The organism is Streptomyces sp. M2CJ-2 (genome assembly GCF_016757295.1).
Lineage (GTDB): Bacteria > Actinomycetota > Actinomycetes > Streptomycetales > Streptomycetaceae > Streptomyces.
The window spans coordinates 59,018-74,432 of sequence record NZ_JAESIF010000006.1 but is presented as its reverse complement, the minus strand read 5'-3'; the positions used below and the strand labels follow the sequence as shown (position 1 = coordinate 74,432).

The 15,415-nt window shown below is 73.8% G+C and carries 12 protein-coding genes and 5 tRNA genes; 6 read left to right on the top strand and 11 right to left on the bottom strand.

All coding sequences use genetic code 11. The annotated features are described in order from the left end of the window. Positions 1-22: 22 nt before the first annotated feature. From JL475_RS08035 to JL475_RS08025, 3 genes are read right to left on the bottom strand one after another with little or no spacing between them, the layout of a single operon-like run. A complete protein-coding gene (locus JL475_RS08035; RefSeq protein WP_202276737.1) occupies positions 23-859 on the bottom strand; it encodes a GNAT family N-acetyltransferase in 837 nt (278 codons plus the stop codon). Positions 860-911: 52 nt separating this feature from the next. Beyond that, on the bottom strand, positions 912-1,733 hold the full coding sequence (locus tag JL475_RS08030; protein ID WP_202276736.1) for an aminotransferase class IV: 822 nt from the start codon (positions 1,731-1,733) through the stop codon (positions 912-914). Between the two features lie 2 nt (positions 1,734-1,735). Next, entirely contained in the window at positions 1,736-2,782 is a 1,047-nt protein-coding gene (locus JL475_RS08025) for a chorismate-binding protein (protein ID WP_202276735.1), read from the bottom strand. Positions 2,783-2,936: 154 nt separating this feature from the next. Between JL475_RS08025 and JL475_RS08020 the strand changes: the two genes are divergently transcribed. From JL475_RS08020 to JL475_RS08000, 5 genes are all read left to right on the top strand, one after another. Then, positions 2,937-3,009: transfer RNA gene (locus tag JL475_RS08020), tRNA-Gly, on the top strand. 36 nt (positions 3,010-3,045) lie between these two features. Next, a tRNA-Cys gene (locus tag JL475_RS08015) sits at positions 3,046-3,119 on the top strand. 1 nt (position 3,120) lies between these two features. Further along, a tRNA-Val gene (locus tag JL475_RS08010) sits at positions 3,121-3,192 on the top strand. Between the two features lie 19 nt (positions 3,193-3,211). Further along, positions 3,212-3,283 (top strand) — tRNA-Val (locus tag JL475_RS08005). Positions 3,284-3,326: 43 nt separating this feature from the next. Beyond that, positions 3,327-3,401: transfer RNA gene (locus JL475_RS08000), tRNA-Val, on the top strand. Positions 3,402-3,454: 53 nt separating this feature from the next. On the opposite strand, the gene JL475_RS07995 is transcribed toward JL475_RS08000, so the two are convergent. From JL475_RS07995 to JL475_RS07980, 4 genes are all read right to left on the bottom strand, one after another. Next, entirely contained in the window at positions 3,455-3,739 is a 285-nt protein-coding gene (locus tag JL475_RS07995) for a zf-TFIIB domain-containing protein (RefSeq protein ID WP_202276734.1), read from the bottom strand. A 79-nt stretch (positions 3,740-3,818) separates the two neighbouring features. Beyond that, a complete protein-coding gene (locus JL475_RS07990) occupies positions 3,819-4,751 on the bottom strand; it encodes an aminoglycoside phosphotransferase family protein (protein ID WP_202276733.1) in 933 nt (310 codons plus the stop codon). 285 nt (positions 4,752-5,036) lie between these two features. Next, positions 5,037-5,246, bottom strand: coding sequence for a hypothetical protein (locus JL475_RS07985; RefSeq protein WP_109379504.1), 210 nt, complete (start codon positions 5,244-5,246; stop codon positions 5,037-5,039). A 286-nt stretch (positions 5,247-5,532) separates the two neighbouring features. After that, positions 5,533-5,763: a hypothetical protein gene (locus JL475_RS07980; RefSeq protein WP_202276732.1), complete on the bottom strand. Its 231-nt coding sequence runs from the start codon at positions 5,761-5,763 to the stop codon at positions 5,533-5,535. 196 nt (positions 5,764-5,959) lie between these two features. Here JL475_RS07980 and JL475_RS07975 point away from each other — a divergent pair, with 196 nt between their 5' ends. Then, positions 5,960-7,348, top strand: a complete 1,389-nt coding sequence (locus tag JL475_RS07975; protein WP_202276731.1) for a serine/threonine-protein kinase — start codon at positions 5,960-5,962, stop codon at positions 7,346-7,348. A gap of 310 nt (positions 7,349-7,658) precedes the next feature. Here JL475_RS07975 and JL475_RS07970 read toward each other — a convergent pair whose 3' ends face one another. From JL475_RS07970 to cbiE, 4 genes are all read right to left on the bottom strand, one after another. Further along, positions 7,659-8,477: an RNA methyltransferase gene (locus JL475_RS07970; protein WP_202276730.1), complete on the bottom strand. Its 819-nt coding sequence runs from the start codon at positions 8,475-8,477 to the stop codon at positions 7,659-7,661. Between the two features lie 89 nt (positions 8,478-8,566). Beyond that, positions 8,567-9,826, bottom strand: a complete 1,260-nt coding sequence (cobA, locus tag JL475_RS07965; RefSeq protein WP_202276729.1) for a uroporphyrinogen-III C-methyltransferase — start codon at positions 9,824-9,826, stop codon at positions 8,567-8,569. Between the two features lie 139 nt (positions 9,827-9,965). After that, positions 9,966-13,748 (bottom strand): nicotinate-nucleotide--dimethylbenzimidazole phosphoribosyltransferase, encoded by a 3,783-nt coding sequence (gene cobT, locus JL475_RS07960; protein ID WP_202276728.1) that lies wholly within the window; start codon positions 13,746-13,748, stop codon positions 9,966-9,968. A gap of 381 nt (positions 13,749-14,129) precedes the next feature. After that, complete coding sequence (gene cbiE, locus JL475_RS07955) at positions 14,130-15,341, bottom strand: precorrin-6y C5,15-methyltransferase (decarboxylating) subunit CbiE (RefSeq protein ID WP_202276727.1); 1,212 nt, start codon at positions 15,339-15,341, stop codon at positions 14,130-14,132. Between the last annotated feature and the right edge of the window lie 74 nt (positions 15,342-15,415).

The window sequence follows — 15,415 nt, the reverse complement described above, 5'->3', positions numbered from 1 at the left end:
CCCCACCTGCCACGTGGCCCCGTCACAGCAGGTGCTTGTACATCGCGTACCGCGTCGTCCGGTAGCCGAGTGACGCGTAGAGCCGCTCCGCCGGGGTGTTGCCCGTGAAGACGTTCAGTCCGACGGCCCGTTTCCCGGCGGCGACCGCCTGGGCCTCGGCGAGCCTCATGAGGGAGCGCCCGTGCCCCTGCCCGCGGTGCGCGGCGCCGACCTCGAGGTCGAACACGAACGCACGCTCCCCGCGCACCGCGAGCCACAGTGTGCCCACGGGTGCGCCCCGGTGTTCGAGGACGCTGAGGAGCATGCCCTCGGTCCTGAGCCCGTCGGGCAGCAGGGCGGCACGGTCCCCGGCCGCCTTGGCCCGCGCCTCGGCCTCCGGCAGGCCGCGCTCGGCCCAGCTCTGCGCGTAGTCCGCCTCGCTCTTGACGGACCACGGGCCGTACTCGGCATCGGTCATCGGCCGTGCGTGACTGCCCTCCGGCAGGACGGGCGGAGTGTCGCCCTGCCCCAGCACCTTCGCCATGGCGTAGTTGCGTACGACGTAGCCGAGCGCCGTGGCGAGGCGGAAGGCGGCGTCGGCACCGGGGTCAGCGGGGACGCTCGCCTCGATGCGGCGGCAGCCCCAGCTCCGTGCGATCTCCTCGGCGGCGAGCGCCGCCACCGTGCCCCGGCCGCGTCTGCGGTCCGGCTCCTCGATCCGCAGGCTCATGATCCGGGCCACGGCGTCACCGAAGACGGGCTCGGTGCCGAGTCGTACGCGGCCGACGGGACGGCTGTTCACGCACACCTGGTAGCGGCGGGAACGCGTGCCGTCGGGATTCTGCTGGAGCGGCTCGGCCGGCCGCAGGGTCGTGGTCATCACCGGTGTTCTACCCACTGCGGCCCGTCGGGTCAGCCGAATTTCCGCGCGCTCACGGATCGAGCTCGGCCGTGGCGTGCTCGTCGAAGATCCGCATGGCCTTGGCGGTCACCGGGCCCGGCGCGCCCGGCAGTTCACGGTCGTCGACACGGTGCACGGCCTGCACGTCCCGCAGGGTGGAGGTGAGGAAGATCTCGTCGGCCCGCTGGAGGACGTCCATCGGCAGATCGGTCTCGGCGGCTCCGGTCCACTCGACGGCCAGCGCCCGGGTGATGCCCGCGAGGCAGCCGGAGGCGACCGGCGGGGTGTGGATCTCGCCGTCCAGGACGACGAAGACGTTCGAGCCCGTGCCCTCGCAGAGCCGGCCGACCGTGTTGCCGAACAGCGCCTCGGAGGCACCTTGTTCACGGGCGCGGGCGAGGGCGACCACGTTCTCGGCGTAGGAGGTGGTCTTCAGGCCGGTGAGCGCGCCGCGTTCGTTGCGGGTCCAGGGGACGGTGATCACGGCGGTGGAGTCGGGGCGGCGGGTGGTGTCGCCCAGGGCGACGAGAAGCGTCGGGCCGTGTTCGCCGCGGTCGGAGCCGAGGGGGCCGCGGCCGCCGGTGTAGGTGATGCGCAGCCGGCCGAGCGGCATCGGGTTGGCCTCGAGGACGGCCGCGCAGGCGTGACGGACCTCGTCGGCGTCGGGTTCGGGCAGTCCCAGGCCGCGGGCCGAGCGGGCCAGCCGGTCCAGATGCCGGGTCAGCGCGAACGGCCTGCCGTTCACGGCCTTCACCGTCTCGAAGATGCCGTCGCCCACGGTCAGTCCGTGATCGAAGACGGAGACGCGGGCGGACTCGGTGTCCTGCAGCCCGCCGTCGAGCCAGATCTTCACCTCTAGGTCCCTTCACTCACCTCGTACCTGCCCGACGCTACCGCGAGCAGCCGGGACGCCTTCAGTTCGGTCTCCCGCCACTCCCTCTCCGGATCCGATCCCCAGGTGATGCCGGCGCCGGTGCCGAACCGGAGCACGGCGGCGCCGTCCGCCCGCCGGTCGATCCAGAAGGTACGGATGCCCACCGCCAGCTCGGCGGTGCCCCGGTCGGCGTCGACCCAGCCGATGCCGCCGCAGTACGGACCGCGGGGCGCCCGTTCCAGGGCGCCGATGATCCGCAGGGCGCTCGACTTGGGCGCGCCGGTGACGGAGCCGGGCGGGAACGCGGCGGCGAACAGGTCGGGCCAGCCGGCCCCGGGCCGCAGTTCGCCCTGCACCGTGGACACGAGGTGCACCAGCCCCGGATGCTTCTCGACGGCGCACAGGTCGGGCACCGTGATGCTGCCGGTGGTGCAGACCTGTCCGAGGTCGTTGCGGACGAGGTCCACGATCATCACGTTCTCGGCGTGGTCCTTGTCCAGGAGGTCGGCCTCGGTCCGCCCGGTGCCCTTGATCGGCCCGGACTCGACGGTCCGCCCCGCGCGGCTCAGGAAGAGCTCGGGTGACGCGGTGGCGATCTCCACACCGTGTCCGGGCAGGCGGATCGTTCCCGCGTACGGGGCCGGGTTGCCGCGTGCCAGCAGGGCGGTGAGGGCGTCCACGTCGGCGTCGGCCGGGACGGGGGCGGAGAGCACCCGGCAGAGGTTGGCCTGGTACACCTCGCCGGCGGCTATGTGCTCGCGGATGCGCCGGACGCCGGCCACGTACGCCCCGTGGTCGAGGGAGGACGTCCAGTCGCCGGCGGCGGGCCCCCGCCAGTCGCCGGGCACCGGCGCGGGCACCGGCTGCTCGCGGACGTCCCGGAAGCGTGCGCAGGTCAGACGGCCCTCGAAGTCCGCGCAGACGGCCCAGAAGCCACGGGAATCCAGTGCCGCGGGGTCGTCGGTGACGTCGAGGAGTCCGGTGGCCACGCGGCTGCCGAAACGGGCGAGGGGTGGGAGATCGAGCACGTCGTCGAGTCTATGGCGGGGACGCCGAGGTGGCCTGGCCGTGTCCGTGGGCGGGCGCAACGCAGCACGCTGCACAAACGGGTTTTTGTACTGGCCCCGGAATCCGCTAGAGTTCACCACGTCGCCGGGACGCGGAAGCGGACCGGACCGACAGGCGGACGTAGCTCAGTTGGTAGAGCGCAACCTTGCCAAGGTTGAGGTCGCGAGTTCGAACCTCGTCGTCCGCTCGAAGGAACGGGGGCCTCCCGGGCCCCCACGCTCCTGGTGGAGTGGCCGAGAGGCGAGGCAACGGCCTGCAAAGCCGTCTACACGGGTTCAAATCCCGTCTCCACCTCCATGGACGATTAGCTCAGCGGGAGAGCGCTTCCCTGACACGGAAGAGGTCACTGGTTCAATCCCAGTATCGTCCACTGGATCTTCGGATCCTCCGCGCGATTAGCTCAGCGGGAGAGCGCTTCCCTGACACGGAAGAGGTCACTGGTTCAATCCCAGTATCGCGCACGCACCGTCCATGATCCGCTCCTCGGAGCGATCGTGGCCCCGAGGACGATTAGCTCAGCGGGAGAGCGCTTCCCTGACACGGAAGAGGTCACTGGTTCAATCCCAGTATCGTCCACCACCCCGGAACCCCGGCCGCTGAGCGGCCGGGGTTCCGTCGTCCTCTGGGTGTGATCAGGACGAGAACAGCATGCGCCCGAAGCCCTTGTTCCGGTGGTGGCCGTAGTGGTGACCGCCGTGCGGGGCGCCCCAGGCGGGCTGTGGCGCCGCCGGGTACGCCTGCGGGGCTGCGGGCGGCGCGGGCGGCGGCGCGGACTGGGACCACTGGGCTTCCAGCCGGGTCAGCGACTCGAGTTCGCCGTAGTCGAGGAAGATGCCTCGACAGCCGCTGCACTGCTCGATCTGGACACCGTTGCGGTTGTAGGTGTGCATCGGCGCACGACACTTCGGACACTGCATGTTCGGTCAACTCCTCGCCGGTCGGCCCTGCTTCGTGTTTCGCCAGGACAGACTCTGTCCGGCTGCGGTCGGTTGCACCCTACTTCGTCGACTTGTGCGTCAACCGGCCCGGGATCGCGGCCATTCGCCGGCAGGCGTCGACCACGGCACGGTCCAGCTCGTCCAGGTCCCGCCCCTCCGCCACCGCCTTGGTGACCGTTCGCGCGGCGGTCTGCACGGTGAGGGCGCGGGCCGGGACGTCCAGGACGCTCCAGGGGTCGTCCCCCGGGCCGAGCGCGGTTCCGCCCGCGGCCCGGTAGGCGTCGAGGAACCGTGTCCATTCCTCCCCCGACAGCAGCCCGCAGGCGAACCAGGCCGCGGGGCGTGCGAGGTCCCAGGCCGGGACGCCCGCGCCCAGATCGTCGATGTCTATCAGCCGCCAGGGCCCCTCGGGCAGGCGTACCAGCTGGCCCAGGTGGAGGTCGCCGTGGCACAGGGCGGCCGGCTGCGGCATGGGGGCCTCGGCGCGCGCCCAGGCGGGCAGGGCCGCCCAGGCCCGCAGCACGGGAGCCGCGGCCGGGTGATCACCGACGGCGCGGAGCCCGGCGACGGCACGGGCCGCCTTGAGGGGACCGCGCATCTTCGGCGCCGACTCGGGCACGGGTGCGCGGTGCAGCAGGGCGAGCAGGGTGCCGACGGCCTCCCAGGGGGCGGCGTCGGGATCGTCCGGGTCGACCGGACTGCCGTACGGCCAGAAGGTCACGAGGCGTCCGCGCAGGTCGACCGGTGCCGGTCCCAGCGAGGGCAGGAAGACGTCCGGGAGCCCGGCGGAAATGGTGAGGCGCCGGGTCAGCTCACCGGCGTCGGCGTCCGGGGCATGGGCCTTCGCGACGGTGTCCGCGTGCCGGACGACGGTGCCGTCCGGGCGGTCGGCCAGGGTGCCGGCCGCCCCGCAGGGGCAGGTGAGGGTGCGGGTGTGGGCGATGTCTTCGGCCCGGGCGGCGAGTTCGGGAAGGAGGGTGGTGACTGTCACGGGACTCCCTGGATGCGGCCTGGGGAGAGGGTACGCGGGGGCGCGGCCGGCGTCGGCCCCGGTGGCGCGAGGGCGGAAGCAGAGAGAAGCAGAGACACGGCTCACCGCAGTGACGAGGCACCGACGAGCGGCGGCAGCTGCGCGAGCCGGCACGGGCGCAGAAAAGTGCCGGCGCAGCTCCCCAGCTGCGCCGGCATTTGTGCCGTCCGCCGCACCCCCGTCCCCACGGGGTTTCATGGGTGGATGTCCCCGCCCGGACCGCTCTTCCGGGCCTGGGGTCGCCGCTCAGCGCCCCAGCATCTCGCCCACGGACGACGCCTGTGTGGCCACCGTCTCCCACCCGTCGAAGACGAGGAGGAGCAGGACCGCCAGGGGCAGGGCCATGAGCGTCGCCACCACGGGGTGGCGACGGCCCTCGCGGCGCGGGCGGAACGCGGCGGTGCCCGCCTGCTGTACCCGCGTGCGGACGAGTGTCCGCGGTGCCGTGTGGGCCATGACCCCTCTCCTGACCGTTTCTGTTGTCGTGCTGCTTCAGGTGCCTTTGTGCGCCTTGGGCAGCGGCGGGTGTCCGACCTCGGGGGACGAGTACCGCACCCGCCGCTCGACTTCAAATCTAGGGGCCCGGCGCCGCCCGGACGTCATGCCCTCGTACCGATTACCGGGCCTCCCGGAGGATGAGCCATGCCCTGCGGTGTACTCCCCTGGGTGGAGACGGGCTCCTCCATGTCAGGGACATCCCCGAGGGGACGGCCGCTCCGGGCCGCCCCGCCCGTCCCTTCGCCTACTCGGAGTCGTCCACCCTCGGCACCGGCTGCTCGACCAGCGCGAGCACGCGGTTCGCCATGAAACGGGCGGTCCGCACCACCGATCCCGTACGCGTGACTTCACTCACCTCCACCACTCCCCGGCGCACCGCTGTCTCCACCCTGCGGCCCGCCCTGCTCGCCACCACCTCGTACGTCCGCGTCGTGTCCCCCGCGTCCACGACTATCTCCACACGATCACCCTTCACTTGATCAATCCCCCTTCGGCGTCAAGTGGTTGGGATCATGCTCGGGCGCGGGCCCGGCCTGCTCGCGCCTTTCCCGACCACTCTTCGAGTTTCCCACCCACCACTGACAATCCGTCGTCGCGAGAGGGCGCGGCCTCTGCGCACGGGCGCCCGGGGAAACGTAAGCTGAGGCACGTCACAGGACCGGGCAGCGGGGATGAACATGGCGATGATGCGCCTGAGGCGCGAGGACCCGCGCGTCGTCGGCTCTTTCAGACTTCACCGACGGCTCGGTGCGGGCGGGATGGGCGTCGTCTACCTGGGCTCCGACAAGAAGGGGCAGCGGGTGGCGCTGAAGGTCATCCGGCCCGATCTGGCGGAGGACCAGGAGTTCCGTTCGCGGTTCGCCCGCGAGGTCTCCGCCGCGCGCCGGATCCGCGGCGGGTGCACGGCCCGCCTGGTGGCCGCCGACCTGGACGCGGACCGGCCGTGGTTCGCCACGCAGTACGTGCCCGGCCCGTCGCTGCACGACCGGGTCGCCGACGAGGGGCCGCTCGGCGCGGCCGAGGTCGCCGCGGTCGGCGCGGCCCTGTCGGAGGGGTTGGTCGCCGTGCACGAGGCCGGGGTGGTGCACCGGGACCTGAAGCCGTCCAACATCCTGCTGTCCCCGAAGGGGCCCCGGATCATCGACTTCGGCATCGCCTGGGCCACCGGCGCCTCGACGCTCACCCACGTCGGTACGGCGGTCGGCTCCCCCGGCTTCCTCGCCCCGGAACAGGTGCGCGGCGCGGCCGTCACTCCGGCCACGGACGTGTTCTCGCTGGGTGCCACGCTCGCGTACGCGTCGATGGGCGACTCGCCCTTCGGGCACGGCAGTTCCGAGGTGATGCTGTACCGCGTCGTGCACGAGGAGGCTCACCTGCACGATGTCCCGGACGCGTTGGCGCCGCTCGTCCGCGCCTGTCTGGCGAAGGACCCCGAAGAGCGGCCCAGCACCCTCCAGTTGTCGCTGCGGCTCAAGGAGATCGCCGCGCGGGAGAGCCAGGGATTCGCCGACATCCGTCCGCCCGCACCCCGTGGCGCGGAGCCGGAGCGGATGACCGGGCGGCAGTCCGGCACCTATCCGGACCGCGTGCAGCGGCGGGCCCCGGGCCAGCAGGGCACGTCCGGGGGCCAGGCCACTCCCCCGCCGTCCGGGGCGTCCGCCGGACGCGGTGCCGCTCCGGCCGGGAGCGGGCCGTCGCCGCGGCGCGGCGACCGGCGGGTGCCCGCGGCGCGCGGGGGCGGCGCGTCACGCGGGGGCGCCTCGCGTGGTGGTACGCCGTCCCGGTCCGGCCCGCGGTCCACGTCGGGGGCGCGGAACCCGACCCGGTCGGGCACCGGCTCCCGTCGTCCCGGGCCCCGGACGGCGGGTGGCGGGCTGCGGCCGGCCAATCCGCGGCTGCTCCGGCAGCGGCTGTTCGTGTTCGTCGTGGTGACGCTGGTCGTCGCGGTCGGCATCGCCCTGGTCCAGGGCTGCCAGGGCTCGGCACACGGACTCGGTGACGACGGCAACAGCGGCGGCAACGGCGTGCGGGCCCAGCAGGAGCAGGGGCGGAGCGGCTAGGGCCTGTCCGGCGGATCACGTCGCAGGAAAGCGACGACGCCCTCATCAGCGCCGGTGAGCGGGGGCGATGGGGGTGCCCCCGCTCATGGGGTCCCCCCTGCTCGAAGAGCTTGGGGGAGTGCGTGCCAGAGCCCGCGTCCGCGGCATGACCCGCCGGACAGGCCCTGGAGCCGGCCGGTGCGGGGCGAGTTCGTGTCCGAGCGGTACGTGTCGAGGGCGGGCCGGGACGGCTGACCCGGCAGGGTTCCGGATCCGCGCTCGCCGAGTTCCCCGTCTTCGGATCGGTCCCCGGCTCGTGCTTCGGCATCCCTCACGGGACCGGTCGGCCCGTCGCCACCGCGTAGAAGGCGACCGCGGCCGCGGCGCCCACGTTGAGGGAGTCGACGCCGTGGGACATCGGGATGCGGACCCATTCGTCGGCCGCGACCAGGGCCTGGGTGGACAGCCCGTCGCCCTCCGCGCCCAGCATGAGGGCGACCCGCTCCATCCGGTGCGGGGCGGCCTCGTCGAGGCTTCGGGCCTTCTCGTCGGGTGTCAGGGCGAGGAGTGTGAAGCCCGCCTCGCGGACCGTTTCCAGGCCCTTGGGCCAGTTGTCCAGCCGGGCGTACGGGACGGAGAAGACCGCGCCCATGGAGACCTTGACGCTGCGGCGGTAGAGCGGGTCGGCGCAGTCCGGGGAGAGCAGGACGGCGTCCATGCCGAGGGCCGCCGCCGAGCGGAAGACGGCCCCGATGTTGGTGTGGTCGTTGACCGACTCCATGATCACCACCCGGCGGGCGGTGCGGAGGAGTTCGGCCGCCGTGGGCAGTGGCTTGCGCTGCATGGAGGCGAGCGCGCCGCGGTGCACGTGGTAGCCGGTGACCTGTTCGGCGAGTTCTGGGCTCACGGCGTAGACCGGCGCGGGGAGTTCGTCGATGACGTCGCGCATGACGTCGACCCACTTGGCCGAGAGCAGCATGGAACGCATCTCGTAGCCCGCGTCCTTGGCGCGTCTGATGACCTTCTCGCCCTCGGCGATGAACAGGCCCTCGGCGGGTTCGCGGGTGCGGCGCAACTCCACGTCGGTCAGGCCCGTGTAGTCGTGCAGGCGCGGGTCGTCGGGGTCCTCGAGGGTGATGAGATCGGCCACGGGGGTGATACTGCCTTGTCCTGGATGGGGTGCCAACGGCCGGGGCCGGCCATGTTACCGAAGGTTACTTCCGGAGGACTTTCCCGGGGTCACCGCGAGACCCGCGAAGGCTTCGGAACCTGCGCGGACGGGGGGCCGACGTTCACGACCTCCCCGATGACGATCACCGCCGGCGGTTTGACCTCCTCGGCGCGGACGGTCTCGGCGACCGTGGCGAGGGTGGCGTCGACGCGGCGCTGCGCCGCCGTGGTGCCCTCCTGGACCAGGGCGACCGGGGTGCCCGGGGACCTGCCGTGCGCCACGAGGGTCTCGGCGATCCGGCCGATCTTGTCGACGCCCATGAGGACCACCAGAGTGCCGGTCAGCTTCGCCAGGGACGGCCAGTCGACCAGGGAACGCTCGTCGTCGGGCGCGACGTGGCCGCTGACCACGGTGAACTCATGGGCCACACCGCGATGGGTGACCGGGATCCCGGCAGCGCCCGGCACCGAGATGGAGCTGGAGATGCCGGGGACGACCGTGCACGGGATGCCCGCCTCGGCGAGCGCCTGAAGCTCCTCCATGCCGCGGCCGAAGACATACGGGTCGCCGCCCTTGAGCCGGACCACCGACTTGCCCTGCCTGGCGTGTTCGATCAGCGCGTTGTTGATGGCCTCCTGCGCCATGAACCGGCCGTACGGGATCTTCGCCGCGTCGATCACCTCGACGTGCGGCGGGAGTTCGGCCAGCAGGTCGCGCGGGCCGAGCCGGTCGGCGATGACGACGTCCGCCTCGGCGAGCAGCCGGCGCCCGCGCACGGTGATCAGGTCCGGGTCGCCGGGACCGCCGCCGACCAGGGCGACGCCCGGGGTGCGGGTGCGGTGGTGCGGGGCGACGAGGGTGCCGTCGCGCAGGCCCTCGACCACGGCGTCACGGATGGCGGCGGTGCGGCGGGGGTCGCGGCCCTTGGCGTCCGTGGTGAGGACGGCGACGGTGACGCCCTCGCTGTGCCCGGTGGCCGGGGTCCAGGCGGTGGCCCGGTCCGCGTCGTCGGAACGGACGCACCAGACGCGGTGGCGTTCCGCCTCGGCGGAGGCCCGGGTGTTGGCCTCGTCGTCGCCGGTGGCGATCAGGGCGTACCAGGCGTCCGCGAGGTCGCCCTCGGTGTACCGGCGCCGCTGCCAGGTGATCTCGCCGGCGTCCGCCATCGCCTCCACCGACGGCGTCGCCTCGGGGGAGATCAGGAGGATGTCGCCGCCGGCCGCGATGAGGGCGGGCAGGCGGCGCTGGGCGACCTGGCCACCGCCGAGCACGACCACTCGGCGGCCGGTGAGGCGGAGGCCCACGGGGTAGGCGGGGTGTTCGGCCATGAGGTGCGGCTCCTCGTACGGGCGGCGTGCGCGGGCGCTACGGCACTGGAGCGGCCCTGACGTGCGGTGTGCGGATGGGGACTTCAGCGTACGGTGGGGGCGGGGCGGCGGTCGCCGCCCCGCCCCCACCGGGTGCCTGCTACTTCTCGGTGACGCCCGCCGAGTCGAACGTCGCCACCTCGTGCATGGCGCGCGCCGTGCTCTGCACCATCGGCAGGGCGAGCAGCGCGCCCGTGCCCTCGCCGAGTCGCAGGTCGAGGTCGACCAGCGGGCGCAGGCCCAGCTTGTTGAGGGCGGCCACATGGCCGGGCTCGGCGCTGCGGTGTCCGGCGATGCAGGCGGCCAGCACCTCGGGGGCGATGGCCCGGGCCACCAGGGCCGCGGCCCCGGCGCTGACGCCGTCCAGGATCACCGGCGTACGCAGCGACGCACCGCCGAGGAGCAGGCCGACCATGGCCGCGTGCTCGAAGCCGCCTACGGCGGCGAGGACGCCGAGCGGGTCGGCCGGGTCCGGCTGGTGCAGTTCGAGGGCACGGCGCACGACCTCGGTCTTGCGGACCAGGGTCTCGTCGTTGATGCCGGTGCCCCGGCCGGTGACCTCCGCCGGGTCCGCGCCGGTGAAGACCGAGATCAGGGCGGCGGACGCGGTGGTGTTGGCGATGCCCATCTCACCGGTGAGCAGGGCCTTGTTGCCGGCCGCGACCAGGTCGCGGGCGGTCTCGATGCCCACCTCGATGGCTTGCTTGGCCTCCTCGCGGGTCATCGCGGGGCCGGCGGTCATGTCGGAGGTTCCGGCCCGGACCTTGCGCGGCAGCAGTCCGGGGGTGGCCGGAAGGTCGGAGGCCACCCCCACGTCGACGACGCAGACCTCGGCGCCCACCTGGGTGGCGAAGGCGTTGCAGACCGCTCCCCCGCCGAGGAAGTTGGCCACCATCTGGGCGGTGACCTCCTGCGGCCACGGGGTGACGCCCTGGGCGTGCACGCCGTGGTCGCCCGCGAAGACCGCGACGGCCGCGGGCTCCGGGACGGGCGGCGGGCACTGGCGGGACAGCCCGGCCAGCTGCGCGGAGATGATCTCCAGCATGCCGAGCGCGCCGGCCGGCTTGGTCATGCGCTTCTGCCGCTCCCACGCCTCGCCGAGCGCCTTGGCGTCCAGCGGACGGATCTGCGCGACGGTCTCCGCGAGCAGGTCGTGCGGGTCCTCGCCGGGCAGCGCACGCCTGCCGTAGGTCTCCTCGTGCACGACCCAGGACAGCGGGCGGCGCTTGGACCAGCCCGCCTGCATCAGCTCGGGCTCGTCCGGGAACTCGTCGACGTAGCCCACACAGAGGTAGGCGACGACCTCGAGGTGCTCGGGCAGGCCCAGCGCGCGGACCATCTCGCGCTCGTCGAAGAAGCTGACCCAGCCGACCCCGAGTCCCTCGGCGCGCGCGGCGAGCCACAGGTTCTCGACGGCCAGCGCGGAGGAGTACGGCGCCATCTGGGGCTGGGTGTGCCGCCCCAGGGTGTGCCGGCCGCCGCGGGTCGGGTCGGCGGTGACGACGATGTTCACCGGGGTGTCGAGGATGGCCTCGATCTTCAGTTCCTTGAACTGCTTCGCCCTGCCCTTGGGCAGGGACCTGGCGTAGGCGTCGCGCTGACGCGTGGCCAGTTCGTGCATGCCGCGCCGGGTCTCGGCGGAACGGATGACGACGAAGTCCCAGGGCTGCGAGTGGCCCACGGAAGGCGCCGTGTGGGCGGCCTCCAGAACACGGAGCAGGACCTCGTGCGGGATGGGGTCGTCACGGAAGCCGTTACGGATGTCCCGGCGCTCTCGCATGACCTTCAGTACGGCCTCGCGCTCGGCGGCGTCGTAGCCGGGAGCGGGGGGACCGGTGGGACCGGCGGGCGGTGCGGTGTCGGGCACTCCGGCGCCCTGGGTGTCCAGTTCGTCCGGGTTCTGGGCCGGTTCGTTCAGCGCCGGTTCGTTCAGCGCGGGTTCGTTCTGGGCCGGCGTGGTGGGCACCACGTCGGTGTCGGCGGCATCGGCCGGGCGGGGTGCGGGCACCGGGGTGGCGGCTCCCGGCGCGGGCTGTTCCTCGGTGGGGAGGGTCAGGGTCTGCGGCGGCGTCGGCGCGAGGTGCGGGGTGGCCGGAACGCTCCCCTCCACGGAGGTGAGCTCCCCCGGTGTCTGCTCCGGCTGGGCCTCCGGGAGAACAGTGCCGTCGGGGGCCGCCCCGGGTCCGGCGGGAGGGGCCGCCTCCGCAGTGGGGGCCTCGGCGCCCGAGGGGGCCGGGGACCCGGAAAGCGGCGCCCACGCCTCCTGGACGGGCGGGGCGAAGGGGGCGGTCGGAGCCTGGGGCTGGGACACGACCGGGTGGTGCCCGCTGTTCGGGCTCTCGGCGGCCGGCTCGGCCTCCGTCCGCCCGAGGAGCGGTTCGGCTGCCGTGGCGGGAGGAGGCACCGTGGCAGGGGCGGGTGCGGCAGGTTCGAGGGCTTCGCCCGTCTCCGCCGGGCCGGGAGCGGGCGCGGGCGCCGGAACCGGCTGCTCCGTTTCCGTTGCGGAGATGTGCCCGGGTACCGGAACACTGTCAGCTGCGGCCAGGGGTACGGAGGCTGACGCCTCGTCGTCCCCGACAGCGGTCGCGGCAGGGGCGGCCACATGCGGGTCGGCCAGGTCGGCGACCGGGCCGTGGGGCTCGTGGGCCCCGGTGTCCGCCTCGCCGGTCGCTGCGGGGACGGCGGCGTCACCGGTCGTCGTCCCCGCCTCGGGGGCGGCGGCATCCGCTGCGCCCGCGTCGGGGGTGACGCTCTCCGGCGTCCGAGCGGACACGGGCTCCTGGTCCGGAGCTTCCGGCACCACGGCAACGACGGGGGTGAACGCCTCCTGCCCCGCGGCATCGGCCCCGGTGGCCACGGCGTCGGCCGCCTCGGCGGCCTGCCCGTCGACAGCCGGTGCCGGAACGGTCCCGGTGCCCTGCCCGGCCTCCGGAGCCACGGGAGGTACGGCGTCCGCGGCAGGACCCGCGCCGGACCCGTTCGCCTCGGCCGCCGTCGGTGCGGGCGCACTCTCAGCGCCCACAGCACCTTCAGCTCCCTCAGGACCCACAGCGCCCCCGGGGGCCTGTGCCCCCTGCCCGGAACCGGTGTCCGTGCCGGAGGCCACCGCGTCGCCCTGCCATGTCTCCGCGGCCGCTGCCGCCACTGGCGCAGGGGGCTTCGGCACCGCAGGGATCTCCGCCGCAGGCGCCGCCGGTGCCTGCGCCGTCGCCGGCACAACGTCCTGCGGCGTGACCTGCGCCCCGGCGGTGCCGTCCGCCTCCGTCGAGACGCGGGTGACGAGCGCCTGGGCGGCGCCCACCGGCAGCGGCGACGGAGCAACCGTTTCCGCTTGGGCCGCCGCGCCCGCGCCCACCGGCGCCGCGGCGCCCCAGGCCTCCGCCACCTGCGGGGCCGTCTCCCGGGGCCGCGGCACGTCGAGGTACTCGGGGCCGACGGTCGGCGGGCCGACCTGGCGCACCGGCACGTCGGCCGGGCCGCGGTCGGCGAGCGAGCGGACCGGGCCGGTGGTGGCGCTGGGGATGGGCGGGCCGAGGTGCAGCGGACGGCGCGGCGCCACCGGCTCGCGCGTGAACGCGCGGCCGGGTGCCTGCGCCCGCTCCGGTTCGGGGAGACGGACACCGCCGAGGTCGACCGAGCCGGTGTCCCGGCCGGCCGTCTCGTGCGGTCCCGGCTCGTGCACGGTCTCGACCACCGGCTCGGGCGCGGGTGGGGCGACCTCGTTGCCCCAGGCGCCCTGGGCGCCGGGCAGCAGCAGCTCTTCGTCTTCGACGGAACTCTCGGAGAGGTAGGCGTACGGGGCGGGCGCGGGGACGCCCGGCTGCTCCACCATGCCTGCGTTCTCCGGCAGTCCCTCGCCCGGGACCTGGCCGGTGTCGGTCATGCGTACCCCTCGCCCATCGGTTAGTGCTCCTACGACCAGCTCACCCGGAACGGCGCACCGACCGCCCCACACTGAAGAACGAGCGTGCGTCCCCAGCGGCACGAACGGCCTGCCGAGAAAAGGCGACAAAGCCATTCACTGGCATTGTCGCTGCCGTACTGCCGTCGCGTCAGCTTGATCGGCGACGGTTCCGCTGTGGACTGCGCCACGTTGCGCGTCCTTGGGTTCCGCCGTACCACACACACCCCGGAACGGGCGTGTTTTCGGGACATCGGCCGACGAATCGGCGAGCGTCCGAGTTGCGGTACAACGATCGGCCAGCCTACCGCGAGCGGTACGACAACCCGATCACGGGGACGGCATCGGAACCGGGGGACGCGATCAGGGGGTGCGCGCGGGCAGTACGCCGCTGAGCAGGAACGCGACGCTCCGCTCCGTCTCCGTCCAGGCCCTGGTGTCGAGTTCGACGGACTGCAGGAGGGCGCACTCCACGGTGTAGCCGTGTTCCGTCAGTTCCCGGCCGATGCGTTCGGCCGCGTCGCGGGTGGCGGCGTGCGTGACGATGCGCTGCGGGCGGCGGTCGGCGACCGCCGTGACCACGGCCGCTCCCCCGCCGCCGACCCGGACGACGTCCGGTTCGGGAAGGTCCTCCAGGACGTGCGGGGCGGTGCCGTGCACGACCTGGAGCTGGACGCCGTACCGGCGGGCGGTGGACTCGGTACGCGCGCAGGCCCGCGGGTCGCTGTCGACGGCGATGACCGCGGCACCGGCCCGTGCCGCCTCGGTGGCGAAGGCACCGCTGCCGCAGCCGATGTCCCACACGAGGTCGCCCAGCCGCGGTCCGAGCCGGGCGAGTTGGGAGACGCGCAGCGGCTCCCGCTCGCCCTCTCCGAGTTCACCGCCGTAGGCCTCGGCCGGCAGCGACCAGCCGCGCGGGCCGGCGGCGGGGTCGCGTCCGGCGATCCAGCCGCCGGACTCGCCGGCGGCGGCCGGGCCACCGATCACGATGACGACGTTGGGGTCGCGCCAGGTGTGGTCGGCGGCCTTGTCGGAGGTGACGACGCTGACCTGTTCGCGGGCGGTGCCGAGTTCCTCACAGATGACGAAGGTCCGGTGGACACCCTCCATGAGCAGGCCCAGTTCGGCGGGGCCTGCGCCGGGAGAGGTGAGAACCGCCACTTTGGTGTGGGCTCGGCATACGTTCACCGCGCGTCGCAGGGTTCGGGAGTGTGCGACGACCACCTGCGCGTCGTCCCAGGGCATTCCGGCCCTGGCGAAGGCGGCGGCGACCGAGGAGACGGCGGGGACGACCTCGACCTCCAGGCCGAACTCGGGTGCGCGCAGGGTCCGTACGACGCCGAAGAAGCCGGGGTCGCCGTCGGCGAGGACCACCGCCGTGCCGCGGTGGCCGGCGACCCGGCGGGCGGCCAGGGCGGCACTGCCGAGCCGGACGCGCTCGGCGCCCGCGGGTACCTCGGGGAGTTCCAGGTGGTGCGGGGCGCCCGCCACCAGGGTGGCGGCGCCCAGTGCGGCGCGGGCCGCTGCGGTCAGCGGCGAACCGTCCCAGCCGATCACCGTGACCCGGTCGGCCATCGTCGTCAGTCTCCTGGGTTGTGCTCGGATCGTCTGGGGAGTGTGCGCGGGTCCGTCGTCGGCCGCTCCGCCCG